Source organism: Pseudonocardia sediminis, assembly GCF_004217185.1.
In the GTDB taxonomy this organism is placed as follows: Bacteria; Actinomycetota; Actinomycetes; order Mycobacteriales; family Pseudonocardiaceae; genus Pseudonocardia; species Pseudonocardia sediminis.
Window position 1 is genome coordinate 293,286 of sequence record NZ_SHKL01000001.1, and the last position, 24,660, is coordinate 317,945.

Annotated in this window: 29 protein-coding genes; 20 read left to right on the forward strand and 9 right to left on the reverse strand. The window is 73.6% G+C overall.

Annotated features, from left to right (window positions below; genetic code table 11):
* The first annotated feature begins 10 nt into the window (after positions 1-10).
* The 8 genes from trpB to EV383_RS01460 all read left to right on the forward strand — a co-directional run bounded on the left by trpB (position 11) and on the right by EV383_RS01460 (position 8,537).
* Positions 11-1,273 (forward strand): tryptophan synthase subunit beta, encoded by a 1,263-nt coding sequence (gene trpB / locus EV383_RS01425; RefSeq protein WP_242622839.1) that lies wholly within the window; start codon positions 11-13, stop codon positions 1,271-1,273.
* Positions 1,270-2,076, forward strand: a complete 807-nt coding sequence (gene trpA, locus EV383_RS01430; RefSeq protein ID WP_130288231.1) for a tryptophan synthase subunit alpha — start codon at positions 1,270-1,272, stop codon at positions 2,074-2,076. The genes trpB and trpA overlap by 4 nt, the downstream gene beginning before the upstream one ends.
* A gap of 579 nt (positions 2,077-2,655) precedes the next feature.
* Positions 2,656-4,014 carry a ferric reductase-like transmembrane domain-containing protein gene (locus EV383_RS01435; protein ID WP_130288232.1) on the forward strand — a complete coding sequence of 453 codons (1,359 nt, stop codon included), beginning with the start codon at positions 2,656-2,658 and terminating at the stop codon, positions 4,012-4,014.
* 51 nt (positions 4,015-4,065) lie between these two features.
* Positions 4,066-5,055 carry a DUF4142 domain-containing protein gene (locus EV383_RS01440; RefSeq protein WP_130288233.1) on the forward strand — a complete coding sequence of 330 codons (990 nt, stop codon included), beginning with the start codon at positions 4,066-4,068 and terminating at the stop codon, positions 5,053-5,055.
* A 6-nt stretch (positions 5,056-5,061) separates the two neighbouring features.
* Positions 5,062-6,078, forward strand: coding sequence for a Pecanex-like protein 1 (locus EV383_RS01445; protein ID WP_130288234.1), 1,017 nt, complete (start codon positions 5,062-5,064; stop codon positions 6,076-6,078).
* Positions 6,079-6,133: 55 nt separating this feature from the next.
* Positions 6,134-6,769, forward strand: a complete 636-nt coding sequence (locus tag EV383_RS30965) for a hypothetical protein (protein WP_165438197.1) — start codon at positions 6,134-6,136, stop codon at positions 6,767-6,769.
* A 101-nt stretch (positions 6,770-6,870) separates the two neighbouring features.
* Complete coding sequence (locus tag EV383_RS31920; RefSeq protein ID WP_242622840.1) at positions 6,871-8,019, forward strand: DUF6529 family protein; 1,149 nt, start codon at positions 6,871-6,873, stop codon at positions 8,017-8,019.
* A gap of 50 nt (positions 8,020-8,069) precedes the next feature.
* Positions 8,070-8,537 (forward strand): Rieske (2Fe-2S) protein, encoded by a 468-nt coding sequence (locus tag EV383_RS01460; protein ID WP_130288236.1) that lies wholly within the window; start codon positions 8,070-8,072, stop codon positions 8,535-8,537.
* A gap of 55 nt (positions 8,538-8,592) precedes the next feature.
* Here the strand turns inward: EV383_RS01460 and EV383_RS30970 are convergent, their stop codons facing one another.
* Positions 8,593-9,330, reverse strand: a complete 738-nt coding sequence (locus tag EV383_RS30970) for a hypothetical protein (protein WP_165438198.1) — start codon at positions 9,328-9,330, stop codon at positions 8,593-8,595.
* A gap of 190 nt (positions 9,331-9,520) precedes the next feature.
* On the opposite strand from EV383_RS30970, the gene EV383_RS01470 reads away from it, so the two are divergent.
* Complete coding sequence (locus EV383_RS01470) at positions 9,521-10,705, forward strand: sensor histidine kinase (protein ID WP_130288237.1); 1,185 nt, start codon at positions 9,521-9,523, stop codon at positions 10,703-10,705.
* Complete coding sequence (locus EV383_RS01475; protein ID WP_278044806.1) at positions 10,702-11,358, forward strand: response regulator; 657 nt, start codon at positions 10,702-10,704, stop codon at positions 11,356-11,358. The genes EV383_RS01470 and EV383_RS01475 overlap by 4 nt, the downstream gene beginning before the upstream one ends.
* 3 nt (positions 11,359-11,361) lie before the next feature.
* Here EV383_RS01475 and EV383_RS01480 read toward each other — a convergent pair whose 3' ends face one another.
* On the reverse strand, positions 11,362-12,129 hold the full coding sequence (locus tag EV383_RS01480) for an IclR family transcriptional regulator domain-containing protein (RefSeq protein WP_130288238.1): 768 nt from the start codon (positions 12,127-12,129) through the stop codon (positions 11,362-11,364).
* 131 nt (positions 12,130-12,260) lie between these two features.
* Between EV383_RS01480 and catA the strand changes: the two genes are divergently transcribed.
* From catA to pcaD, 4 genes are read left to right on the forward strand one after another with little or no spacing between them, the layout of a single operon-like run.
* On the forward strand, positions 12,261-13,112 hold the full coding sequence (gene catA, locus EV383_RS01485) for a catechol 1,2-dioxygenase (RefSeq protein ID WP_130288239.1): 852 nt from the start codon (positions 12,261-12,263) through the stop codon (positions 13,110-13,112).
* Positions 13,113-13,144: 32 nt separating this feature from the next.
* On the forward strand, positions 13,145-13,429 hold the full coding sequence (gene catC, locus EV383_RS01490) for a muconolactone Delta-isomerase (protein ID WP_130288240.1): 285 nt from the start codon (positions 13,145-13,147) through the stop codon (positions 13,427-13,429).
* Entirely contained in the window at positions 13,426-13,896 is a 471-nt protein-coding gene (locus EV383_RS01495) for a nuclear transport factor 2 family protein (RefSeq protein ID WP_130288241.1), read from the forward strand. The genes catC and EV383_RS01495 overlap by 4 nt, the downstream gene beginning before the upstream one ends.
* 14 nt (positions 13,897-13,910) lie before the next feature.
* Positions 13,911-14,678: a 3-oxoadipate enol-lactonase gene (gene pcaD, locus EV383_RS01500; protein WP_130288242.1), complete on the forward strand. Its 768-nt coding sequence runs from the start codon at positions 13,911-13,913 to the stop codon at positions 14,676-14,678.
* Positions 14,679-14,739: 61 nt separating this feature from the next.
* Here the strand turns inward: pcaD and EV383_RS01505 are convergent, their stop codons facing one another.
* Complete coding sequence (locus EV383_RS01505; RefSeq protein ID WP_130288243.1) at positions 14,740-15,285, reverse strand: CGNR zinc finger domain-containing protein; 546 nt, start codon at positions 15,283-15,285, stop codon at positions 14,740-14,742.
* 60 nt (positions 15,286-15,345) lie between these two features.
* On the opposite strand from EV383_RS01505, the gene EV383_RS01510 reads away from it, so the two are divergent.
* Both EV383_RS01510 and EV383_RS01515 read left to right on the forward strand, forming a co-directional pair.
* A complete protein-coding gene (locus EV383_RS01510; protein WP_130288244.1) occupies positions 15,346-16,296 on the forward strand; it encodes an EamA family transporter in 951 nt (316 codons plus the stop codon).
* A gap of 265 nt (positions 16,297-16,561) precedes the next feature.
* Entirely contained in the window at positions 16,562-16,765 is a 204-nt protein-coding gene (locus EV383_RS01515; protein WP_130288245.1) for a DUF397 domain-containing protein, read from the forward strand.
* 6 nt (positions 16,766-16,771) lie between these two features.
* Here EV383_RS01515 and EV383_RS01520 read toward each other — a convergent pair whose 3' ends face one another.
* Positions 16,772-17,653, reverse strand: a complete 882-nt coding sequence (locus tag EV383_RS01520; protein ID WP_130288246.1) for a helix-turn-helix domain-containing protein — start codon at positions 17,651-17,653, stop codon at positions 16,772-16,774.
* 277 nt (positions 17,654-17,930) lie between these two features.
* Here EV383_RS01520 and EV383_RS01525 point away from each other — a divergent pair, with 277 nt between their 5' ends.
* Positions 17,931-18,143 (forward strand): hypothetical protein, encoded by a 213-nt coding sequence (locus tag EV383_RS01525; RefSeq protein WP_130288247.1) that lies wholly within the window; start codon positions 17,931-17,933, stop codon positions 18,141-18,143.
* On the opposite strand, the gene EV383_RS01530 is transcribed toward EV383_RS01525, so the two are convergent.
* The gene (locus EV383_RS01530; protein WP_242622841.1) at positions 18,144-18,617 is read right to left on the reverse strand and encodes a PTS sugar transporter subunit IIA; all 474 of its coding nucleotides are present in this window, start codon (positions 18,615-18,617) and stop codon (positions 18,144-18,146) included.
* Positions 18,614-18,850, reverse strand: a complete 237-nt coding sequence (locus EV383_RS01535) for a PTS sugar transporter subunit IIB (RefSeq protein WP_130288248.1) — start codon at positions 18,848-18,850, stop codon at positions 18,614-18,616. The genes EV383_RS01530 and EV383_RS01535 overlap by 4 nt, the downstream gene beginning before the upstream one ends.
* A 99-nt stretch (positions 18,851-18,949) precedes the next feature.
* On the opposite strand from EV383_RS01535, the gene EV383_RS01540 reads away from it, so the two are divergent.
* Together EV383_RS01540 and EV383_RS01545 are read left to right on the forward strand one after the other, a co-directional pair.
* On the forward strand, positions 18,950-20,197 hold the full coding sequence (locus tag EV383_RS01540; RefSeq protein WP_130288249.1) for a PTS transporter subunit EIIC: 1,248 nt from the start codon (positions 18,950-18,952) through the stop codon (positions 20,195-20,197).
* Positions 20,197-20,454: an HPr family phosphocarrier protein gene (locus EV383_RS01545; protein WP_130288250.1), complete on the forward strand. Its 258-nt coding sequence runs from the start codon at positions 20,197-20,199 to the stop codon at positions 20,452-20,454. The genes EV383_RS01540 and EV383_RS01545 overlap by 1 nt, the downstream gene beginning before the upstream one ends.
* A gap of 7 nt (positions 20,455-20,461) precedes the next feature.
* Here the strand turns inward: EV383_RS01545 and EV383_RS01550 are convergent, their stop codons facing one another.
* From EV383_RS01550 to EV383_RS01560, 3 genes are all read right to left on the reverse strand, one after another.
* Complete coding sequence (locus EV383_RS01550; protein WP_130288251.1) at positions 20,462-20,899, reverse strand: guided entry of tail-anchored proteins factor 1; 438 nt, start codon at positions 20,897-20,899, stop codon at positions 20,462-20,464.
* An 85-nt stretch (positions 20,900-20,984) separates the two neighbouring features.
* Entirely contained in the window at positions 20,985-21,671 is a 687-nt protein-coding gene (locus tag EV383_RS01555; protein WP_130288252.1) for a DsbA family protein, read from the reverse strand.
* Entirely contained in the window at positions 21,668-22,180 is a 513-nt protein-coding gene (locus EV383_RS01560) for a MauE/DoxX family redox-associated membrane protein (protein WP_130288253.1), read from the reverse strand. Before EV383_RS01560 ends, EV383_RS01555 begins: the two co-directional genes overlap by 4 nt.
* Before the next feature lie 117 nt (positions 22,181-22,297).
* On the opposite strand from EV383_RS01560, the gene EV383_RS01565 reads away from it, so the two are divergent.
* Positions 22,298-24,637: a heavy metal translocating P-type ATPase gene (locus EV383_RS01565; protein ID WP_242622842.1), complete on the forward strand. Its 2,340-nt coding sequence runs from the start codon at positions 22,298-22,300 to the stop codon at positions 24,635-24,637.
* Positions 24,638-24,660 lie beyond the last annotated feature (23 nt).

Here is a 24,660-nt window from a genome sequence, read left to right on the forward strand (position 1 = left end):
AGGGTCCCCCGTGACCGACACCACCACCCGAGTCGAGGACGCGGCGCGTCTGATCGACCAGACCGGTCCGTACTTCGGCCGGTTCGGCGGCCGCTACGTTCCGGAGGCGCTGGTCGCCGCCCTCGACGAGCTCGACGCCGCCTACACCGGCGCGCTGGTCGACCCCGAGTTCACCGGGCGTCTCGCCGAGCTCCACCGCACCTACTCCGGGCGTCCGAGCCTGATCACCGAGGTGACCCGGTTCGCCGAGCACGCGGGTGGTGCGCGGGTGATCCTCAAGCGCGAGGACCTCAACCACACCGGCTCGCACAAGATCAACAACGTGCTGGGCCAGGCGCTGCTCACCCGTCAGATGGGCAAGTCCCGGGTGATCGCCGAGACCGGCGCGGGCCAGCACGGCGTCGCCACCGCGACCGCGGCCGCGCTGCTCGGGCTCGACTGCGTCGTCTACATGGGCGAGGTCGACACCGAGCGCCAGGCGCTCAACGTCGCCCGGATGCGCCTGCTCGGTGCCGAGGTCCGGCCCGTCACCTCCGGTTCGCGCACCCTTAAGGACGCGATGAACGAGGCCATGCGGGACTGGGTGACCAACGTGGCCGACACCCACTACCTGATCGGCTCGGTCGCCGGGCCGCACCCGTTCCCGGCGATGGTGCGCGACTTCCAGCGGATCATCGGCGTCGAGGCGCGGCAGCAGATGCTCGACTCCGTCGGGCGCCTGCCGGACGTCATCTGCGCCTGCGTCGGCGGCGGGTCGAACGCGATGGGGATCTTCCACGCGTTCCTCGACGACGCCGACGTCGAGCTGGTCGGCTTCGAGGCCGGCGGCGACGGCGTCGAGACCCCGCGGCACGCGGCGTCGATCGGCGGCGGAGACGTCGGCGTGCTGCACGGCAGCCGCAGCTTCATCCTGCAGGACGACGACGGCCAGACCCGGGAGAGCCACTCCATCTCGGCCGGCCTGGACTACCCGGGCGTCGGCCCGGAGCACTCCTGGCTGCACGAGCTCGGCCGCGCCCGCTACGAGTCGGTCACCGACGACGAGGCGATGCAGGCGTTCAAGCTGCTGTGCCGCACCGAGGGGATCATCCCGGCGATCGAGAGCGCGCACGCGCTGGCCGGGGCCCTGCGTGAGGGCCGGCGCCTCGGGCCCGACGGCGTCGTGCTCGTGAACCTGTCCGGGCGCGGCGACAAGGACGTCGACACCGCCGCCCGCTACTTCGACCTCGTGGACGCCGAGGGCTCCGCGATCACCGACGGAGAGACCCCGTGAGTACCGCACCCGCCTTCGCCGCCGCCCGGGAGCAGGGGCGTGCCGCGCTCGTCGGCTACCTGCCGGTCGGCTTCCCCGACGTGCCCACCTCCGTCGCCGCGTTGCAGGCGATGGTGGAGGGCGGTGTCGACGTCGTCGAGATTGGGCTGCCGTACTCCGACCCGCTGATGGACGGCCCGGTCATCCAGCGCGCCACCCAGGCCGCACTCGACGGCGGCGCCCGCACCGCGGACGCGTTCACCGCGGTCCGCGGCGCGGTCGAGGCCGGTGCCCCGGCGCTGGTCATGACGTACTGGAACCTGATCGACCGCTACGGCGTCGAGCGGTTCGCCGCCGACCTGGCCGCGGCCGGCGGCTCCGGGCTGATCACCCCCGACCTGCTGCCCGACGACGCCGAGGACTGGTGGGCGGCGTCGGAGAAGCACGACCTCGACCGCGTCTACCTCGTCGCCCAGACGTCCACGCCGAAGCGTCTGGCGATGACGGCCGGGGCGTCGCGGGGGTTCCTCTACGCGGTCTCGCTGATGGGCGTGACCGGTGTCGCGTCGATCGGTGCCGGGGCCCGCGAGCTGGTCGGTCGCTGCCGCGAGATCACCGACATGCCGGTCTGCGTGGGCGTGGGCGTGCGGACCGCCGAGCAGGCCCGTCAGGTGGCCGGATACGCCGACGGCGTCATCGTCGGGACGGCGTTCGTGCAGGCCCTCGCCGACGCCCCGGACCGGAAGTCCGGCGTCGATGCCGTGCGCGCCTTGGCCTCCGAGCTCGCCGAGGGCGTCCGCGAGGGGTCGTCCGTGCGCGCCTGACCCCCTCCCGCACAGCACCGGCGGCCTCCCGGCGGCGACGACGATCGCCGTCCCCGGGAGGCCGCCGTCGTGTGTCCGGGGCCGGGGCGTGCGCCGGACGGCACCGGTCGGACCGCTGACGTCGCCGTCCACCCGCGCGCCCGGGCCGCCGGTGCGCCGACCGGTCCGTCGTGGGCCCGCTGTGATGTCCCTGAGAGGGAGGGCGTCGGACGGGTGATGGCGATACTGCGTGCGGTCCAATCCCGTCACCGTTCGTCGCGTGATCGTGCACGGACAGCGGTCACTGCCTTCAGGGACGCAACCCCGAGGGGGTCGGGGTTCCTATGGTTCGTCACGTCCCGCCGCGGCTCGCTCCCCCTCGTGCCGCGGTCGTGATGCCCCGGTGCGCTCCCCGTACGCCGTGGCGTCCCCCGACACGGAAGTGACGACCGATGACCCATCGTGGCACCCGTCTGTCCGCAGACGGCCCCCGAGCCCGTGCGGTACCCCGTTTCCGCTGCTCAGCGCCGTGCCTGACCGCTGAGGTCGTCGTCGACGGGGTCCGCCGTGCGGACTGAGCCGGGGCGGACCGGCGTCCCCGTGCCGCCTCCGCGTTCGGCCGACATCGCCGCCGGCCGTCCGCGTCCGGCGGCGGGCACGGTCTGGACCGTGGTCCTGGTCGCGGTGCTGGCCGGTCCGGCGCTGCTGTGGCTGCTGCGCTCGGGCCCGCAACCGTTGTGGCGCCAGCTCTCCGTGGTCACCGGCCTGCTGGCGCTCTCGGCGATGGTCGTCGCCGCGACGCTGCCGTCCCGGGTCCGGTCGCTGAGCCGGGCGCTCGGCCTGGAGACCCTGCTGGCCCTGCACCGCCAGCTCGGGGTGCTGGCCGGGGCGCTGGTCGCGGCGCACCTGGCCACGGTGATCGCGGCCGACCCGACCCGGGTCACGTTGCTCGACCCGCTGGTCGCCCCGGCCCGCGGGATCGCCGCGACGGGGGCCTCGATCGCGCTGACCGTGCTGCTCGTGCTCGCGCTGCGCCGGTCGCGGCACCGCGGCACGCACGAGGTCTGGCGCTGGCTGCACCTGCTCCTCGCCGCCGCCGTGCTCGGGGCGTCCGCGCTGCACGTGCTCTGGCTCGGACACGTGGTCGCCGACGCCGTGCTCGGCCCGGTGCTGGCCGGTCTCGGCGTCCTGCTGCTCGCGGTGCTGGTCAGCCGGTGGCTGATGCGCGCGGTGTTCGACCAGCGCTCGGAGTTCCGCGTGCAGGAGGTGCGGACCGAGAGCCCGACGGTCAGCACGCTGGTGCTGGCGCGTCGCGGCCGTCACTCCGGGGGCGGCACCTGGTTCCGGCCCGGGCAGTTCGCGTGGCTGCGCCTGGAGCGGCACGCGGTCGAGGAGCACCCGTTCACGATCGCCTCCAGCGCGCAGGACACCGGCCGGGTCGAGTTCACGGTGCGCCACACCGGCGACTTCGCCGGGCGGCTGCGGGACCTCCCGCCCGGCGAGCCAGTGTGGCTGGACGGCCCGTACGGCGCGTTCACCACCGACGGGGTCCCCGGCACCGGGCTCGTCCTGATCGCCGGCGGCGTCGGCATCACGCCGATGATGAGCATGCTGCGCACCGCCGCCGACCGCGGCGACCGTCGTCCGTACCGGCTCGTCGTGCACGCCCGCGACCGCGCCGACCTGCTGTTCCGGGCCGAGCTCGCCCAGCTCCGGACCCGGCTGGACCTGCGGGTCACCGAGGTCCTGCGCCGCCCGGCCCTGGACTGGGACGGCGCGACCGGGCCGATCGACACCAGCCTGCTGGCCGCGACCCTGATCGACCTCGACGACCCGCACCGGCGCGTCGACTACTTCGTCTGCGGCAACCCCCGGCTCGTCACCGACGTGCTGGACACGCTCACCGCGCTCGGCGTCCCGGAGAACCGGGTGCACACCGAGCAGTTCCACCACGTCTAGAGCGGCCCGACGCTCCCCGTTTCGACGCTCCCGCCAGAGAGGTGTACCCGTATGCCCCGCCGGATCCCGGCCGCCCTGCGTTGGGCGCTGCTCGTCGCGCTCGTCGGCGCGGTGGTGATCTCGATCGGCCAGTCCTGGGTGGCCGCCGCGCCGTCCGCGGGTGGCTGGACCCAGACCCGGTGGGGCCCGCTCGGCCCGGCCGACCGCGACCTGCTGCAGAAGGTCCGCCTCGCCGGTCTGTGGGAGGCCCCGACCGGGCAGCAGGCCCAGCAGCAGGCCGTCGCCCCGGCCGTCAAGGAGGTCGGCGCGCACCTGGCCGGCGAGCACGCCCAGCTCGACGTCGCCGCCCGCGAGACCGCGGACAAGCTCGGTGTGCTGCTGCCCAGCCGGCCCTCGGACCAGCAGCTCGGCTGGATGAACCAGCTCTCCGGGCTGACCGGCACCGACTACGACCGCGCGTTCATCCAGATCGTGCGGGCCGCCCACGGCACCGTGCTGCCGCTGATCGCGGAGGTCCGGTCCGGCACCCGCAACCAGCTGATGCGCCAGTTCGCCGACACCGCCGACCAGTACGTCGGCCGCCACATCGGCTACCTGGAGAGCACCGGGCTGGTCGACTACTCCGCGCTGCCGGAGCCGCCGGAACCCGCTCCGGCCCCGGGCACCTCGGGCGCCGGGCTGATCGTGCCCGCGCTCGTCGTGCTCGGGGCGCTGCTCGCCGCGATCGGGCTGCTCACCACGCTGCGCCGCCGCCCCCGGCCGCACGGCGACGCGCCCGACCTCCTGCACCGCCCGCTGCGGGCACTCGGGGGACGGGCGATCCTCCCGGCCCCGCGTCCGGTCCCGGACATCGAGAGGGACGGGCCGGGCACCGGGGCCCGACGGACACAGTCCGACCTGGTGCCGGCGCACCCGACCGGCCCGGACCCCTGGGACGAGCTCGGCAACGCCCCACCCGGGCGGCGCGCCCGTCGCCGCCGTCCCGACCACGACACCGACCACCCGATCGACGGCCACCACCGTCGCGACACCTGGAGCTGACCGACCATGGCACCCACCTCACGTTCCCGCCGGCGACTGTTCGTCGCCGCCTCCGTCTCGGCGGCCGTGTTCGTCCTCGGCCCGGCTGCGTACGGCGTGGCCGCGACGACCGTCGACGGCCCGGCGGCGTCGTCGGCGACGCAGCAGGAGAGTCCGGACCGAGACGACGGCGCCGAACCCGACGGCGCCGAACCCGACGGCGCCGAACCCGACGGCGCCGAACCCGACGGCGCCGAACCCGACGGCGGGGGCGCCGACGCCGGATCCGGTGGCGGTCACGACCACGGGGGCGGAACCTCCGGTGCGTCCGGTTCCTCCGGCGACGGCGGCTCGGATGACGGCGGCTCGGATGACGGCGGTGCGGGCGACGGCGGTCCGGGCGACGGCTCGGCCGGGCAGGAGCGCATGAAGGCCCAGGAGGGTGTCGACGGTTCCGGCGGCAAGGGCGACGCCGACGGCAAGGACGAGGGCGCACCCGGCCTCGACGTCCTGGCCACCGACTGCAGCTCGAGCAACCTCGCGCCGCACGATGGCTTCCAGAAGGCACCCCGCTGCGTCGCGACGGCGTTCGGCGAGGTCGCCGCGCAGGCGTCGAGCCCGTCGCTGCTGATCACCGGCGCACCGAAGTCGGTCGCGAAGGGCCAGACGTTCCAGATCGAGGTCAGCACCCGCAACCTGGTCCGCGACCGGTTCCTCGGCGCGGCGGCGGGCGGCTACTACAAGGAGGCGTCGCTACTGACCGCGGACGGCCTGCAGCGCGGTCACTTCCACACCGCCTGCCGGATGCTGCCCAGCACCGGCGAGGCCCCGGACGCGAGCCCGGAGCCGGCGTTCTTCAAGGCCACCGAGGACAAGAAGGGCGGCTCGACGCCGGACACCGTGACGGTCGAGGTCCCCGGCGTGGACACCACCGGTGAGCTGCAGTGCTCGGCCTGGGCCGGGGACGGCTCGCACCGCGTCCCGATGATGCAGCGCGCCGACCAGACGCCGGCGTTCGACTCCGTCCGCATCGACGTCGGGTGATCCGGGCGTGCGCGTGAACACCGACCCCCACCCCTCGTCACTCAAGGAGATCGCCATGCGGATCCGAGGGCCCCTGGCCACCCTGCTCGCCGTCGTCGCCGCGGGAGCGGCCGTCTTCGCCACGAACCTCGTCCTGACCGACGAGGGCCCGCCGCCCGAGCGCACCGCCTCGCTCGGCCTGTCCGCCGACGGTTACGGCACCGGCGACGGCTACGGCGGTGGTGCGGGCGGGGACGCCTACGGCGCCGCGCCGGCCGCTCCCGCAGCCCCGGCCGCCCCGGCGTCCCCGGCACCCGTGGCCGCCGCGGCCCCGCAGGCCGCCGCCGCGCCGGCCGCGTACGACGGGCGCACCTCCGGCGACGAGGTCACGGTCGCCCTGAAGATCGCCGACGGCGGTGCGGCCACCGCGTACGTCTGCGACAACAAGGGCATCGAGTCCTGGATGCGCGGCACCGTCGAGGGCACCGAGCTGAAGCTGACCGGCAAGGACGGCGCGGTGCTCGACGGCCGCACCGAGGACGGCGCCGCGTTCGGCACCGTGCAGGTCGGCGGCAAGAGCTGGCCGTTCGCCGCGGCCCCGCCCAAGAAGAAGGCCGCCGCCGCCGAGGCGCCGGCCGCTCCCGGGAACACCGCTCCGGAGAAGGCCGCACCCGGCACGTACGGGAGCACCTCGACCGACGGATGGGGCTGATCCCGTTGCGACGCAGCTATCCCCTCACCGACGGCGACGACCAGGGCCCCACCGGCTCGTCCGGGCGCCACGCCGTCCACGGATCACCCCCGGAACCCGGCGTGCCGGCCGCACGCGGCCCGGCGGGCCCGGCGGCCGACGGCTACGACGCCGACCGCCACCGCGAGCGGCACGAGGGTGCACCCGGTCCGGTGGACCGCTACGCGGCGGCGACCGGCGACCCCGGCTCCCGCCCGGTCGGCGGCCGGTCCACCCGTCAGACCGACCCCTACGGCGACGACCTGTTCACCGGTCACATGGCCGTCGGCGACCCCCGCGACGACCCGCACACCGACCCCCACGGGTGGGAGCCGGTCCCCGCCGACGCCGCTCCGGCCCGTCCCCGCCGGCGTCCGCAGGACGGCACCGGCCTGTCCATCCCGCGCCAGCGCGGGGCGACGGGGGAGACCGCGCGCGACGCGGAGCCCGAGCCGTACCCGGACGGGGCACGGCCCGCGCGCCGTCCGGAGCGGCGCACGTCGTCGCGTCCCCGGACCTCGGCCCGTGCCGCGGAGACCCTGCGCCCGGCGGGCACCGCCCGTCCGACCGCGACCTCACGCCGCGAGGCGACGGCGCGGCGGGACCGGCCACCCCGCCCGGCCGTGTCCGAACGGGCGCGGCCCGCCGCCCCGGAGACGACGGCCCGAGCCGAGCCCCTGGCCGACCTGATGGACCTGCCCGGCCCGAGGATCTCCACCCTCGTCGTGCCGGTCGCGATCGGCACGCTCGTCGCCGTCGCGCTCGGCGTCTACGCCCGCGAGCACGACCCGACCGGCGTCGCGGTGAACCTGGCCGGGTTCTCCGGCGCGCTCGCGGTGAAGACGTGGCTGGCCACCGCCGCGATGGCGCTCGGGCTGGTGCAGCTGTGGTCGGCGCTCGTCGTGACCGGGCGGATCGGCCACGGCGAGACCCCGCTGATCCACGCCCTGCACCGCTGGTCCGGACGCGCCGCCGTGCTGGTCACGGTGCCGGTCGCGGTCCAGTGCCTGATCGCCCTGGGCTGGTCCGGGGCGACGCCGAGGGCGCTCGCGCACTCGCTGTTCGGCTGCCTGTTCTACGGCGCGTTCGCGACCAAGATGCTTCTGCTGCGCCGACGCGGAGTCCCCGGCTGGGCGATGGCCGTGGCGGGCGGGCTGGTGTTCGCGCTGCTCACCGGCATCTGGCTGACGTCCGCGGCCTGGTTCTTCGGCACCCGCGGCATCACCTTCTGATCCGGGGAACCCGGTCACCACCGCACACATTGTCTCCAGAGGAGTCCGACGTGACCACCACAGATCTCAGCCGACGCGCCGCCCTGACCGGTGCGGGGGTGCTCTGCCTGTCCTGCGCGGCGGGATGCGCGACCTACGGCTCCGGCGCACCGCCCGCCGCGTCCACCGCCCCCGCTCCTGCGGCACCGTCGGCGGCCCCGGCTCCGGCGGCCCCTGCTCCGGCGGCCCCGGCGCAGGGGCTGGCCGCCACCACCGACATCCCGGTCGGCAGCGGGACGATCTTCGCCGACCAGGGCGTCGTCGTCACCCAGCCGACGGCCGGGCAGTTCAAGGCGTTCGGCATCGTCTGCCCGCACCAGGGCTGCCAGGTCAACGAGGTGACCGACGGCGCGATCTCCTGCCCGTGTCACGGCAGCACGTTCGCCCTCACCGACGGCGCCCCCACCGCGGGCCCGGCGACGTCCCCGCTGGAGCCCCGGCAGGTCACCGTCAGCGGCGGGCGGGTGGTGCTGGCGTGACGACGGCGGGCCCGCCCCCGCGTGGGAGCGGACCCGCCGGCGTCGTCGGGCGGGATCAGGCGGTCCGGGTCGCGGCGAGCACGTCCGGGGAGCCGCGACGGACCAGGCGCAGGGCCAGCAGGTAGAGCGGCGCGCCGAGCAGGACCGTCAGCGCGGTGACCCCCGCGCCCCCGACGACCCCGGCCGCCATCGGCGGCAGCACCCAGATCAGGGCGAAGACCGGGACGGTCCACCATCCGACGACCCCGGCCCGGGCCAGGCCGGCGAGCAGCAGCACCGGTCCGAGCAGGCCGAGCACCTGACCGGTGGCCAGCCAGATCGACACCCACGGGATCCCCGCGTCGAGGTTCTCCAGGACGCCGGCGGCGGCGTCGACCGGGATCCGGTTGCCCATCGCGGCCAGGTAGTGGTCGCCGAGCAGCAGCCCGGAGATCTGGACCGAGCCGAAGACCGTCGCGACACCGGCGACCGTGGTCAGGCCCCGCCCGCGCCGTCCGCGGACCAGGCCCATCGCGGCCAGCGCGCCGAACAGCAGCGCGACCCAGTAGTAGTGCAGGAAGGCTGCCGAGATCCCGCTGACGACCGGGTCCGCGGCGAGCGAGGCGACGTAGGCGGCCGAGCCGGGGTCGTCCTGCGGGGGTGAGGTGGCGAACCCTCCGGCGAGCAGCAGCGGCGCGAGTCCGAGGGCGACGCCGCCGGCGCGGGCCGGCCAGACGGGGCCGCGGTCGGTGTCGCGGGCGGCGGTGTCGCGGGCGGTGTCGGTCGGGGCGACGGTCGGGTCGGTGGCGGTCATCGGGGGCTCCTCGTGGGGCGGTGCCGCGCCGGGGTGGCGGGGCCGATGACGAGAACGGTGCCGTCACGGGGGTGGCCGGCGGATCCTTCCGGACGGCCGATCCAGCGGGCCCGGAACACGAGATCGGCGCCGCCGGGGTCCTCCCGGCGGAGGATCCCCGCGCACCCGGTCCGGCGCTACCGTCGCGCTCGTGCGCCTGCCGAGACCGTCGATGCCCTGGGGTTTCGCCGTGCCCGCGGGCCTCGTCTGCGCGCTGGCCGTGCTCGCCGAGACCGGTGGCGACCCGGAGGGCGTGGGGTTCGTCCCGGCGGCGTGGGGTCTGGCCGTGTTCGTGCTCGCGGTGTTCCTCCTCGCCGCGAAGGTCCCGGTCGCCGGACCGCTGCTGATGCTGGCCCCGTTCCTGCCGGTCGGGGTCGGGGCCGGCGGGGCCCAGCTGATCGCGTTCATGCTGCTGCTCGGTCACACCGGGTACCGCTGCCCGCCGCGGACGGCGCTCGTGGTGGCGGCCGTGACCGGTCTGGTGGCCGGCGGGACGGTCGCCGTGGCGCTCGGCTCGCCGTGGGAGGCCGGCTTCTACCCGGTGATCCTCGGTGTCGCGGCCGCGATGGGGATGCTGCTGCGCCGTGAGCGCGAGCGCGCCGAGCAGCTGCGGGTGATGACCGCCGAGCTGGCCGCGCAGCGTGACGCCCGCGCCGAGGCCGCCGTCGCGCAGGAGCGGATGCGGATCTCCCGCGAGCTGCACGACGCCGTCGCGCACACGGTGTCGGTGATGACGCTGCAGGCCGGCGTCGTACGTCGCCGCCTGCCGGACGGCTCGGCCGAGCACACCGCGCTGGAGTCGGTCGAGCAGCTGGGACGGCGGTCGGTGGACGAGCTGCGCCGGGTCGTCGGGCTGCTGCGCGAGGACGACACGTCCACGACCGACCCGGCGCCGTCGCTGGACCGGCTCGACGAGCTGGCCGCCGGCGTCCGCGCGGCGGGGACGCCGGTCGTCGTCGAGGTGCGGGGTGAGCCCGCCGGGCTGCCGGACGGGCTGGAGCGCTCGGCGTACCGGATCGTGCAGGAGGCGCTGAGCAACACCGTCCGGCACGCCGGGGCGGCCTCGGTGGTCGTCACCGTCGAGCACGCGCCGGGGGAGCTGCGGCTCGCCGTCGTCGACGACGGTGCGGGCCCGGCGACACGGTCGCGGGGGACCGGGTACGGGCTGCTCGGGATGCGGGAGCGGACCGAGCTGTTCGGCGGTGAGCTCGTCACCGGTCCGGAGCCGGATGGCGGGTTCGCCGTCCGGGCGCGGTTCCCGGTGCCGGCCGCCCCGGGCCTCCCCGTCGCGGACGCCCCGTCACCGACGCCGTCCTCCGCGCAGGTCCGGTCGTGAGCGCCGTCCGCGTCGTCCTGGCCGACGACGAGGCCCTGGTCCGCGCGGGTCTGCGGATGCTGCTCGACGGCGAGCCCGACGTCGACGTCGTCGGCGAGGCGTCCGACACCGGCTCCGCCGTGCGCACCGTTCTGGGCACCGCGCCGGACGTCGTCCTGATGGACGTGCGGATGCCCGGCGGCGGCGGGATCGCCGCGGCCACCGAGCTGGCCGCCGCCGGATCGGCCGCCCGGGTCCTGGTGCTCACCACGTTCGACGACGACGAGGTCGTCGACGCCGCGCTGCGACTGGGCGTCGCCGGGTTCCTGCTCAAGACCTCCCCGCCGGAGCAGCTGCTCGACGCGGTGCGCCGGGTCGCGGCCGGTGGCGGCCAGCTGGACCCGGCCGTGGTGCCCCGGGTGATCGCCGCCTACGGGGCGGCGCCGCGCCCGTCCGAGCGCTCCGCCGCGCTGGCCCGGCTCACCCCGCGGGAGACCGACGTGCTGCGGGAGGTCGGCCGGGGACTGTCCAATGCCGAGGTCGCGGCGGCCCTGCACCTCGGGGAGACGACCGTGAAGACCCACCTCGGGCGGGTGCTGGACAAGCTCGACCTGCGCGACCGGGCCCGCGCGATCGCGTTCGCCCACGAGTCCGGGCTGCTGCGCGGCACGTGAGGGTCAGAGCGTCAGCTCCGCGCCGACCGCGCGCGCCGTCTCCACCAGCAGCGGGACCACGTCGGTCCGCAGGCGTTCCGCCGTGGACCGCCCCGCCGACGTCGACGACGCGAGCGCCGCGACCACCCGTCCCGAGCGGTCCTGGACCGGCGCCGACGCCGAGATCAGCCCCTCCTCCAGCTCACCGGCGACGATCGAGAACCCCTGCTCGCGGACCCGGGCGAGCTCGGCGCGCAACGCGTCCGGGTCCACGGTCGTACGCGCGGTCGGGCGGGCCAGCGGTCCCGATCCGAGCACCGCGGAGACCCGCTCCGGGTCGGCCCAGGCCAGCAGCACCCGTCCCATCGACGTCGCGTGGGCCGGGACCCGGGTGCCCACGCTGACGGTCAGCGTCATGATCCGCCGCACCGGCACCCGGGCGACGTAGACGACCTCGCCGCCGTCCAGCTCGGCCAGCGACGCGGACTCGCCGGTCCGCTCGGCGAGCGCCAGCAGGTGCGGCTGCGCCGACTCGATCAGGGCGTGCGCGGCCGTGTAGTGCTGCCCGATCGCGAGGACCCGCGGGGTGAGCGACCACCGCGGTCCGGTCGACGTCACGTACCCGAGGTGCTGCAGGGTGATCAGGATGCGCCGGACCGCCGGACGCGACAGGCCGGTGACGGCGGCGAGCTCGGCGAGGGTGGGCCGGGGGAGCTCCTCGTCGAAGGCGTTGAGCACCGCGAAGCCGCGTTCCAGGCTCTGGATGCGGTCGCGGTCGCCGGGCTGGTCCACGCGTCCTACCCTCCGCACTTGACGACGTCCCGGCCGTTCGGGAACCTTGAACGCAAAGCGTGCAGGACGTACGCAGAGCGTACAAGCCCTCGTGCGGTGTCTCGACTGCAGCAGGACAAAGGGGTTCTCCCATGACCACCACAGACACGTCCCCCACCGCCGCGGGTTCCGGCGCGAACGCGTCCGAGGCGTTCCGCGCCAGCGCGGAGCGCCATGGGGCCGCCGACACCTCGCCCGAGCGCGTCAGCACCGTCGTCTCGGCCGTGCTCGAGGGCGTCCACAAGGCGATCCGCGACCACGACGTGACCTACCCCGAGTTCCAGGCCGCCAAGGCGTGGCTGATGGAGCTCGGTGAGGGCGGCGAGTGGCCGCTGTTCCTGGACGTCTTCGTCGAGCACGAGGTCGAGGCCGTCGCCGCGCGCAGCCAGAACGGCACCGTCGGCACCATCGAGGGGCCGTACTACCTGCCCGGCCAGCCGACGTTCGGCTCGGTCGCGACGCTGCCGCAGCGCGACGACGAGAAGGGCACCCCGCTGGTGTTCGCCGGTCAGGTCCGCGACCTCGACGGCACCCCGCTCGCCGGCGCCGAGGTCGACATCTGGCAGGCCGACGCCGACGGCTACTACTCCGGCTTCGCGCCGCACCTGCCCGAGCACAACCTACGCGGCGTGATCACCGCCGACGACGAGGGCCGCTTCGAGATCACCACCGTGCAGCCCGCGCCGTACCAGGTCCCGACGGACGGCCCGACCGGCAAGATGATCTCCGCTGCCGGCTGGCACCCGTGGCGTCCGGCGCACCTGCACCTGATGGTGCGGGCCGACGGGCACCGTCAGGTCACCACGCAGCTCTACTTCCGCGGCGGCGACTACCTCAGCGACGACGTCGCGTCGGCGACCAAGGACGACCTCGTCCTCGACCCCGCCCCCGGCGACGACGGCCGCCTGCGCGTCGACTACGACTTCGTGCTCGAAGCCGCCTGACCCTCTCCACCCGACACCGAGGAGCTGATCGAGTGCTGTTCCACGTGCGCATGGACGTGGCCATTCCCCACGACCTGGACCCGGACGTCCGGGCCGAGACGGTCGCCAGGGAGAAGGCGCGGGCGCTGGAGGTCCAGCGCGCCGGCAAGTGGCCGCACATCTGGCGGGTCGTGGGCCAGTACTCGAACATCAGCATCTTCGACGTCGAGTCGAACGCCGAGCTGCACGAGATCCTCGGCTCGCTGCCGCTGTTCCCGTACATGACGATCACGGTCGCGCCGCTGACGACACACCCGTCGGACCTGGCGGTGCAGTGACCACCGTCGAGGAGCGGCTGGCCCGGCTCGAGGACCTCGAGGCCATCCGGGCCCTGGACGCCGAGTACTGCCGCACCCTCGACGCCTACGACTGGGACGGGCTCGCCGATCTCTTCACCGACGACGGCGAGTTCGTCGGCCTGGCGCGTGCGCAGGGCCGGGACGGCATCCGGGAGTTCTTCGGCGGTCTGGCCGCCGGCGGGCTGACCGCGTTCTGGCACCACGTCGGCAACCACGAGATCGACCTGGACGGCGACCGGGCGGAGATCCGCTCCAAGCTCTGGCAGCCGTGCGTGCAGGACGGTGTCCCGCACGTCGCCGCCGGGCGCTATACCGACGTCGCCGTCCGGTCCGGGGGCCGCTGGCTCTACCGCACCAAGGCCGTCTCGTTCGACTACTTCGCACCGTTGGCCCAGGGCTGGGACGACGGACTGTTCACCCTCGACGCCGCACGCTCGTCGCGGTGACGGAAGGATTCCCGATGCAGATCCACCACCGGATCGACGGCCCGGACGACGCCCCGGTCCTGGTCCTCGGCCCGTCCCTGGGCACCGACCTGGGACTGTTCGACGCCCAGACCGCCGCGTTCTCCGACCGGTTCCGCGTCGTCCGCTTCGACCTGCGCGGGCACGGGGCCTCCCCGGTCCCGTCCGGCGACGCGACGATGGCCGACCTGGCCGGCGACGTCGTCGAGCTGCTCGACTCGCTCGGCATCGACAAGGTGCACTATGTCGGGGTCTCCATCGGCGGCGCGATCGGCCAGCAGCTGGCCGTGCACACCGACCGGCTGCTCAGCCTCGCCGTCCTGGCCTCGGCCGCCCGGTTCGCCGATCCCGAGGCCTGGGGCACCCGCGCCGCGACGGTCCGGGAGAAGGGCACCGAGGCGATGGTCGCCTCCCGGGTCGGCACGTGGTTCACGCGCGACTTCGAGCTGCGGAACCCGACCGAGGCACGACGGCTGCTGGACATGCTGCGTGCGGTCTCCGACGAGGGCTACGCCGCCTGCTGTGCCGCGATCGGCGGCTTCGACATCCGCGACCAGCTGTCGACGATCACGGTGCCGACGCTGGCCGTGGCCGGCGCCGAGGACCCGGCCACCCCGCCGGAGTTCCTGCGCCTGATCGCGGACTCGGTCCCCGGCGCGCGCTACGCCGAGGTCCCGGACACGGCGCACCTGCTCAACGCCGAGGACCCGGACCGGGTCAACGAGCTCATCGCCGGGCACCTGAAGGAGGCCGCCGGGCGGTGATCACCGTTTCGGGACCGGACGGCGCGATACACACAGCTCCCGGTCCCCGGACGGTGATCACTCAGCCCGCCGCCTGACGCGCGCGATAGGCCGCGACGTGGGCCCGGTTCGCGCAGTTGCCCGTGTCGCAGAAACGCTTGGACCGGTTGCGGGACAGGTCGACGAGCACCGCGTCGCAGCCGTCCCCGGCGCACCGGCGCAGGCGGCCCAGGTCGTCGCCGCGCACCAGGTCGACGACGGCCATCGCGACCTCCCCGCCGATCCGGTGCGCCAGCGGCGCCTCCGGCGGCGTGACGTGCAGGTGCCAGTCCCACTCGTCGTGCCGCGTCAGGTACGGGGTGGCCCGGGCGTCGGCCAGCAGGTCGTTCACCAGCGTCACCGTGGCGTCCCGGTCCGGGGCGTCCCACAGCCCGCGCATGCGGGCGCGCACCGCGCGCACCGACGCGAGCTCGTCGTCGGTGCCCAGGTACTCCCCGGTGTAGGGGTACTCGACGAGCCACGCGTCGAACAGGGCGCGGTCGGCCAGCGGGTCGGGGTCCTCGGTCGCGGTGTTCACCAGCGACGCCGCGGCGACGAGTGCGACCTGCGTGTCATGAGCGAAATCCATCTTGACTCCTGACGTCGCTCGTTCCTAGTGTCAGGAGTATATGAACTCCATGGTCCTGACATGAACGCGACCGCCCTGAAGTCGACGGCCACGACCCGGGGCCTTCCCTGGGCTCTGATCTCAGCGGCGACCTTCGGCTTCTCCGGCCCGCTCGGCTCGTCCCTGCTGGAGGCCGGCTGGTCGTCCGGGGCGACGACCCTGCTCCGGATCGGCGGCGCTGCCGTGCTGATGCTGCCGGTGGCGCTCGTCCTGCTCCGCCGCCACTCCCTGACGAGGGCCTCGGCCCGGACCGTCCTCGCCTACGGCGTGTTCGCCGTCGCCGGGGCGCAGCTGTGCTTCTTCTACGCGTTGCAACACCTCTCCGTGGGAGTGGCGCTGCTGCTGGAGTTCCTGGCGCCGGTGCTGCTCGTCGGGTGGACGTGGTTCCGCACGCGCCGCACCCCGTCGGCGACGACGTTCGGTGGCTGCGTGCTCGCGCTCGTCGGTCTGGCGTTCGTGGTGGACGTGTTCCGACCGTCCGAGGTGGACCTCGTCGGGATCATCTGGGGCCTCGCCGCCGCGGTCTGCGTGTGCGTGTACTTCTCCCTGCCGGGCGGTACAGGTGAGGGCTCGCTGCCGCCGATGCTGATGATCTCGGGCGGCATGATCGTCGGGGCGGTGCTGTTGACGATCACCGGACTGGTCGGTCTCACGCCGCTGCGGGCCGGGGCGGGGACCGGAGTCCTCGGTGGGATCGGGATGAGCTGGATCGTCATCGCCGCGATGCTGGTGGTGATCTCGACGGTGGTGTCCTATGTGGCCGGAGTGGTGGCGATTCGGCGACTCGACACGCGTGTGGCGTCGTTCGTGGGGTTGAGCGAGGTGCTCTTCGGCGTCCTCGCGGCGTGGCTGCTCGTCTCGCAGATCCCGACCCTGATCCAACTGATCGGGGGAGTGTTGATCTTGGGTGGGATCGTCGTCATTCGACGGGCAGAAAGCGCGATAGACGTACCCATGGCTTCATCTGCATGACTCGCTTGGCTTGCTGATCCAACCGCTTAGCCTGAGGCCGACCGTCGATCGACGAGATCGGTACGTACAACTGGATCATGATGGGATATCGCTAACATTCCCGCACCCCGGTGCCGACAGATCCATAAGGCTGATCTACGTTTCCTGCACGCGAAGGGTCTGACTGGCCTAACCGAAGCATCTGGTAGTACTAGCCGTGAATAGTGCGACCAGCTCAGAGCCCCGCTGGTGAGACTGTGCGGGCCGATGTGGAACGAGGCTCCCGTTGACCAGCAGTGCTCCGTTCAGGATCAGTTCCTTCTGCGCCGCCGGTGGTTGCGTCGCAGTCGCACCTGCCGAGGACGGAGTGCTGATTCGATCGTCGCGTGTGGACGACGGTCCGGTGCTGGCCTTCACCCAGGAGGAGTGGGTCGCATTCCTGGCGGGAGTGCGTAACGGGGAGTTCGATCTCCCCGTGCTGGAGTCCTGACGCGCGTCAGGAGCTCGTCCGGCGTTGCGCGATCAGGTCTCGGATCAGATCTCGGGACCTGTCCGGATCGAGCGCCTTGGCGAGGACGTCCTTCCAGATCGCCCGATACCGGCTGATCTCGTTCGGGGTGTCGTAGTAGGCGTCCGCTCCGGTGCTCTCGACGTTGACCACGGTCCAGTCGGTGGTCTGTCGGGGCTCGAAGATGGCGAACGTGCTGGAACTCCCGCTCGTGTAGCCGGCGGAGAACGGCAGGACCTGGAGCGTGACGTGCGGACGCTCCGACCGCTCGAGGAGCGTCTGGAGCTGATCCGCCGCGACGCCGCCGTCGTCGTCCTCGGGGAAACGGTGCAGCGCGCTCTCGTCGAGGATGGCGTGCAGCTGCAGTGGCGGGGCGTCATCCCGATCCGGGTCGATGACCCGCTGGCGTCCCAGTCGGACGTTCACCAGGGTGTCGAGATCATCTTTCGTGGTGTGCGGAACGACCCCGCGGATAATGGCGCGCGCGTACTCCTCCGTCTGCAACAGGCCGCTGATCGGAATGCTGTAGATCTGGAGCGAATGGGCTTCGGCCTCCAGTGAGATGTACATGTCCAAGTCGGCCGGGATCTCGATGGAGAAGGGCTGCCACCACCCCGGCTGCTTGGCGTCAGTGGCCCAGTCCATGATCTGTTCACGGACCTCGGCGCCCGCGTCGTAGATGTCGAGCAGGTCCCTGACGTCGCGGATCTTGGGCTCGACCTGGCCGGTCTCCAGGCGGCTGAGCTTCGACGGTGAGATCTCCAACTGCCGTGCCACGGAGTCGAGGAGAAGCCCTCGTTGTCCACGCAACTGCTTGAGAACGAATCCGAGACGGCGCCTGATCACGACAGGGCCGTGCGTCATCGTCATGGGACCTCCCACCACCGGTTCGCGCCCCGCGGCATCGAGTATGGCGCGCACGGGGGTGGCGGGGCAACGCCCGTCTGCAATTGCAGACGACAGCTCTCTTTCGTCAAATTTCGCCTAAGTTCTGGCTGACAGCATGGTGCAAACGTCCGGTCCCGGGTAATACTCGGTACCCACCTGTCGGGCGACCCAACCCGGTCGCCCCTGAACGGGGGTGCGAGATGACCGCACGACACGCAGTCAGCACCAGCCGGCCGAAAGGCAGCGGGGGGTGGTCACCATGACCACCGTCCTGATAGCCCTGGCCGGGATCGCCCTTCTCGTCTGGTTCGCCGTCCTGATCGGAACGGCGATGGACACCGAGGGGCAGCGCAGGGAGTGGCAGCGGCTCGCCGAACAGCGGCGACTGCTCCGGGAGGAACGCGGGGCGTCGACGTTCGTCGCCCGGCGCTGCGATCCGGAGTCGCTCTGTGCGGAGTGTCCGTTCCGCTAGTCATCCGGCCGTCCAGCTGAACAGCGGCTGGCCGGCCCTCACCGAACCGGATGCGCGATCGGTGGCGCTGTCCGGTTCGGCCTCCATCAGCACGACGGGGCACACCGCGGACAGGTCGCGCGAGCGCACCAGGTCCGGGTCGAACGTGACCACCGGTTCACCGGCGGTGACCTCGTCGCCCTCGGTGGCGTGCACGGTGAAGCCCTCGCCCTCGAGCCCGACCGTGTCGATCCCCAGGTGCACGAGCACGCCTGCGCCGTCGTCGGTCACCACGACGAACGCGTGCGGGTGCAGCTTGGCCAGCGTGCCGGCCACCGGCGCGACGACCTCGGCGACGCCGTGCCCGGGCTCGATCGCCAGACCGGCGCCGAGCATCTGCGCGGAGAACACCGCGTCGGGAACGTCGGTCAGGTCGACGACCTCGCCGGCCAGCGGCGCCGAAACCCGCACCGGGTCACCGGCCGGGATCGTCACAGCAGGTCCTCGATGTCGTCGGCGATCATGTCGGCCTCCGGGCCCACGACGACCTGCACGGCCGTCCCGGACACGACCACGCCGTGCGAGAGCTTCCTGAGCGCCGCCTGGTCGACCTTCGACGGGTCGGTCACCTCGGTGCGCAGGCGCGTGATGCAGCCCTCGACCTCGACGACGTTCCCGGCGCCGCCCAGCCCGGCCAGGATCTCCGCCGCCCGCGTGTCGTCCGCCATCGCGATCCCCCACCTCCGATGATCCAACCCGTTGACACGGCCGTCGGGGACGGCCGATCGTCACCCTGCCCCGCAGCCGAGGTGATCGGAAGGTTAGTCATGACGAGCGCCACGACGTCCAGTGCGGCGACGGGGCGGCCCCGCCGCGGGCTCGCCGGCCTGCAACGCCTCGGGCGCAGCCTGATGCTGCCGATCGCCGCGCTCCCCGCCGCCGGGCTGCTGAACCGGCTCGGTCAGGACGACCTCCTCGGTGGCGTCCCGGGGTTGTCCGGGGTGGCGACGGTGATCGGGGCGGCCGGGTCGGCGCTGTTCGACAACCTGCCGCTGATCTTCGCGGTGGGCATCGCGATCGGCTGGGCGCGCAAGGCGGACGGGTCCACGGCGCTGGCGGCCGTCGTCGGGTACCTGGTGCTCGACGGCGTGTTCGAGGCGATGAGCCCGCTCGTCCTGCCCGGGCTGAAGGACTCCGACGGCGCGCAGGAGCTGATCGACTACGGGGTGCTGGGCGGCATCCTGGTCGGCCTGATCAGCGCGGCCTTGTGGCAGCGCTTCTACCGGACGAAGCTGCCCACCTACCTGGCGTTCTTCGGCGGACGGCGGCTGGTGCCGATCCTGACCGCCGTCGTGGTGATGGTGCTCGCGGCCGGGCTGGGGCTGCTCTATCCGCTGTTCAACGCCGGTCTGACGGCGCTGGGTCAGGCCGTCACGGCGAACCCGGTCGTCGGTGGCGGGATCTACGGGTTCGCGAACCGGATGCTGATCCCGCTCGGGCTGCACCACATCCTGAACTCGGTCGTCTGGTTCGTCATCGGCGACTACAACGGCGCGCAGGGCGACCTGAACCGCTTCTTCGCCGGTGACCCGAGCGCCGGGACGTTCATGACCGGCTTCTTCCCGATCATGATGTTCGCGCTGCCCGCGGCGGCGCTGGCGATCTGGCACGAGGCCCGTCCGGAGCAGCGCAAGGTCACCGGCGGCGTGATGGCATCGGTCGCGTTGACGGCGTTCGTCACCGGCATCACCGAGCCGCTGGAGTTCGCGTTCGTGTTCGTCGCGTGGCCGCTCTACATCGTGCACGCAGTGCTGACCGGGACGTCGATGGCGCTGGTCAACGCGCTGGGGATCCACGACGGGTTCACGTTCTCGGCCGGTGCGATCGACTATCTGATCAACTTCGGGCAGGCGACCAAGCCGCTGCTGCTGATCCCGATCGGGCTGGGGTACGCGCTCGTCTACTACGTGCTGTTCCGGTTCGTGATCCGGCGTTGGAACCTGCGGACGCCGGGACGGGACGAGGAGCCGGCGGTCTCGGATCGGCCGGACCCGGCGACCGGGACGGCGGGCTGATGGCCACCCGCACCGCGACCGTCGCCTCCGAGGTCGGCCTGCACGCCCGCCCCGCCGCGTTGTTCAGCCGCGCCGCGAAGGAGACCGGCCTCGCCGTGACCCTCGCCCTCGGCGACGGCGATCCGGTCGACGCGACGAGTGTTCTCAACGTCCTGACCCTCGGCGTCGGCCCGGGTCAGCGGGTCACCCTCGCCGCGGACGGCGACGGCGCCGAGGACGCACTGGACCGGCTCGCCGCTCTGCTGGAGACGGCCTGAGGCCGCCTCAGCGCTCCAGCTTGTAGCGGATCCGTTCCTCGATCTCGGCGCTGTGCCAGTGATGAGGCGGGACGAGGTAGCCCAGGTCGTTGACGTGCGCCGACGGCGAGCCGCACCATCCGCAACCGCCGACGGCGTTGACGGTGGCGATGCTCTCGACCTCACGCCGGATCGCCTGGTACCGCGTCTCGGCCGGCGAGGGCGGCGGGCCGTACCGGTCGCCGGGGAGGACCGGCGGGCCCCGTCGCGCGCCGGCGGAGGAGACCGTCACCATCATCCAGATCGTGATGCCGATCCCGAACAGGATCCCCAGCGGCGCGAACACGAACAGCAGCAGGATCCAGGACAGCGGCCAGCCGACCAGGATCCACAGCAGGACGGCGGTGCCGGGCGAGACGCCCGGGCGAGGACCTGTCGTCGCCGGCCCGGCGTGTTCCCTGTCCATCCCGACCCCCCGTCCGGACCGAGCGCCACGCTCGTCTCGAGCCCGATCGTACGGGCTCCTCACCTGCGGATCGAGGCGTTCGACCTCAGGACTGGGCGGCCGCGACGGCCTGGCGGAGGGCGTCGGGGGTGGGCTGCTGGATCTGCTCGCCGTCCACCTTCACCGTCGGGGTGCCGGTCAGGCCGTCCTTCGACGCCTGGTCGGTGATCGAGGTGGTCCAGCCGGCGTAGCGGTCGCTGCCGACGCACTCGGCGAAGCCCTGACCGGCACCCGCCTGCCGGCCCAGCTCGGTGAGCTTCTCCGCGGTCAGGCCCGGCGTGTTCTCGGCCGGCTGGTTCGCGTAGAGCAGCTTCAGGTACTGCGGGAACACGCCGTCGGCGGCCGCGCACGCCGACGCCGCGGACGATCGGCTGGAGTACTGGTCCGGCGAGTACCGGTCCAGGATCGCGACCGGGTGGTAGACGACCTTCGCCTGCCCGGCGGCGACCAGCTGGTCGACCGTCTGCCCGCTCAGGTCCTCGAACTGCTTGCAGGCCGGGCACTGGAAGTCGAGGAAGACGTCGATCGTCGCCTTGGCGGAGGGGTTGCCGATCGGGACGCCGGCGGCCGTCGCGTTCGGCGGGACGACGACGTCGGCCGGCTTCTGCGCCTGGTAGACACCGAACCCGACGAGCCCGGCGAACAGCACGACCGCGACTATGCCGAGCACCGTCCCGCGGGCCGGTCCGGACCTCGCCGTCAGCGGATTCTGGGACTTCTTCCCGGATGTCATCGGTCTCCTTGTCGGGTTACCGGACGGTCGTCGAGCGCGAAGCGCCCGCTCGGCCGCCAGGTCAGCAGCACGGCGACGGCGAGCAGGGCGCCGTCGCGCGCGAGTTCGAGTCCGTAGGTGGGTGACTCACCGGGCGCCAGCGCCCCGCCGGAGCCGAAGCAGCCGCAGTCGATCTGCAGGCCGCGAGCCCAGGCCGAGGCGATCCCGACGACGAACGCGCCCATCAGCAGCACCGACAGCACGCCCGCGACCCGGACACCGAGGCCCACCACCAGGAGCACACCGAGCACGATCTCGACGACGGGGAGCCCGGCGCCGAGGACCTGGGCGGCCGGGTCGGGGAGCAGGCGGTAGGCGCGGACGGCGCGCACGGACGCGTCGAGGTCGGTCACCTTCAGCGCACCGGCGACGATCCACACCCCGCCCAGTACCAGCCGTCCGGCCAGCACGAGCCAGGACAGGACGTCCGTGCGGGCGGCCCGCGGCGGGAGGTCGACGTCGGTGGTCACGGGAGAGGGGTCGCCCCGCGACCGTGCGTGGTTCCCGGGTCTCGGCGACCGGTGTTGTTCCGCAGGTCACCGGACCCGCGGGTGAAACTGTCGGTGAGGTGGGGAACCATCGGTGCCGTGACACGCGACAGCCCGGCCACGAGCACCAGCACCGCGACGCCTCCCGGCGCCGCGGGTGACGTGCGCCTGGTCGAGCTGCGGATCGAGGGGATGACGTGCGCGGCGTGCGTCGGCCGCGTCGAGCGCAAGCTCGGCAAGCTCGACGGCGTCCGGGCCGCGGTCAACCTGGCCACCGAGCGGGCGCTCGTCGAGACGCCGGACGGGGTCGAGGTCTCGACGCTGGTCGCGACGGTGGAGAAGGCCGGGTACGGCGCGTTCGAGATCGTGCCGGACCCGGACGGCGAGGACGCCGCCGACGCGGCCGTCCGCGACGACGCGGCGATGCGCTCGCTGCGGCTGCGCATGATCGTCGCGCTGGTGCTGTTCATCCCGCTGGCCGACCTGTCGCTGGCGATGTCGCTCGTGCCGTCGCTGCGGTTCCCGTTCTGGCAGGCCGTGGTGGCGTTGCTCGCGCTGCCCGTCGTGGTGTGGGCGGCGTGGCCGTTCCACCGCACCGCCGTGCTGAACCTGCGCCACGGCACCACGTCGATGGACACGCTGGTCTCGCTCGGGGTGATCGCGGCGTCCGGCTGGTCGCTGGGGGCGCTGGTGTTCACCGACGGCGCCCCGGACGCGGCCACCGGCTGGCAGGCCGTGCTGCACCCGTCCGGGCCGCTGTACCTGGAGGTCGCGGCCGGGGTCACGACGTTCGTGCTGGCCGGGCGCTTCTTCGAGGCCCGGGCCCGGCGCAGCGCCGGTGAGGTCATGCGCTCGCTCGCCGGGCTGGAGTCCGACGACGTGGCGGTCCTCGACGCCGACGGCACCGAGCGCCGGATCGCCGTGCCGCGCCTGCGGGCCGGCGACCGGTTCGTGGTCCGGCCCGGCGAGCGGATCGCCGCCGACGGCGCCGTCGTCGAGGGCGTCGCGGCGGTGGACACCAGCGCGATGACCGGTGAGCCGGTGCCGTCCGAGGTCGCGCCGGGCGACGCCGTCATCGGCGGCACGATCGCCACCGGCGGGCGGCTGGTGGTGCGGGCAGAGAAGGTTGGTGCGGACACCCGCCTGGCCCGGATGCTGGCCGCGGTGGAGCGCGCGCAGACCGAGAAGTCCGCGGTGCAACGCCTGGTGGACCGGGTGTCGTCGGTGTTCGTGCCCGTCATCCTCGTGATCGCGCTGCTCACCCTGGTCGGCTGGCTCCTCGCCGGCGCCGGGTGGGCCGGGGCGTTCGCGCCCGCCGTCGCCGTCGTGATCATCGCCTGCCCGTGCGCCCTCGGGCTCGCGACGCCGACGGCGCTGATGGTGGCGACCGGCCGCGGCGCCGAGCTGGGGATCTTCGTCAAGGGATACCAGGCGCTGGAGACCACCCGCGCCGTCGACACCGTCGTGATGGACAAGACCGGCACGCTGACCACGGGCCGGATGAGCGTCGCCGACCTGGCCTGTGCCGACGGCACCGACCCGGGGGAGCTGCTGGCGCGCGCCGCGGCCGTCGAGTCCGGGTCGGAGCACGCGATCGCCGCCGCGGTCTGCGCTCACGCCGAGCAGGCTCCGGTGGTCGTCCCGCCGGTCACGGACTTCGTGCCGATGCCGGGGCTGGGCGCGCGCGGGGTTGTCGACGGGTACGACGTGACGGTCGGACGGCCGTCGCTGGCCGGTGAGCTCGGGCCGCTGTCCGACCGGGTCGCCGAGTGGGACGCGGCCGGGCGCACCACCGTCGCGGTGACGGTCGACGGCGCCGTCGCCGGAGTGATCGCGCTGGCCGACCCGGTGAAGGACTCCGCCGTCCCGGCCGTCGCCGAGCTGATCGAGATGGGCCTGCGTCCCGTGCTGCTGACCGGGGACTCCCCGGCCGCCGCGCACGCCGTCGCGAGCGCCGTCGGGATCACCGACGTGCACGCCGGGGTGCTGCCGGACGAGAAGGTGGACCTGGTCCGGCGGCTGCAGGCGCAGGGCCGGACCGTGGCCATGGTCGGCGACGGGGTGAACGACGCCGCCGCGCTGGCCGTCGCGGACCTGGGCATCGCCGTCGGGTCGGGCACCGACATCGCGCTGGAAGCCGCCGACGTCGTTCTCGTGCGCGACGACCTGCGCGTGCTGCCGACCACCGTCGAGCTGGCCCGGGCGACGATGCGCACGATCCGCGGGAACCTGTGGTGGGCGTTCGGTTACAACGTCGCCGCCGTGCCGGTGGCCGCCGCCGGGCTGCTCAACCCGCTGCTCGCCGGGGCCGCGATGGCGGTGTCGTCGCTGCTGGTCGTCACGAACAGCCTGCGGCTGCGCCACGCGGGCGGGACGTTCGCCCCGACCCCGTCCGAGATCACCGCCGAGCGGGACGACGAGGTCGAGTACAGCCGCTGAGGTCCGGGCGGGTGCCCGGCCGC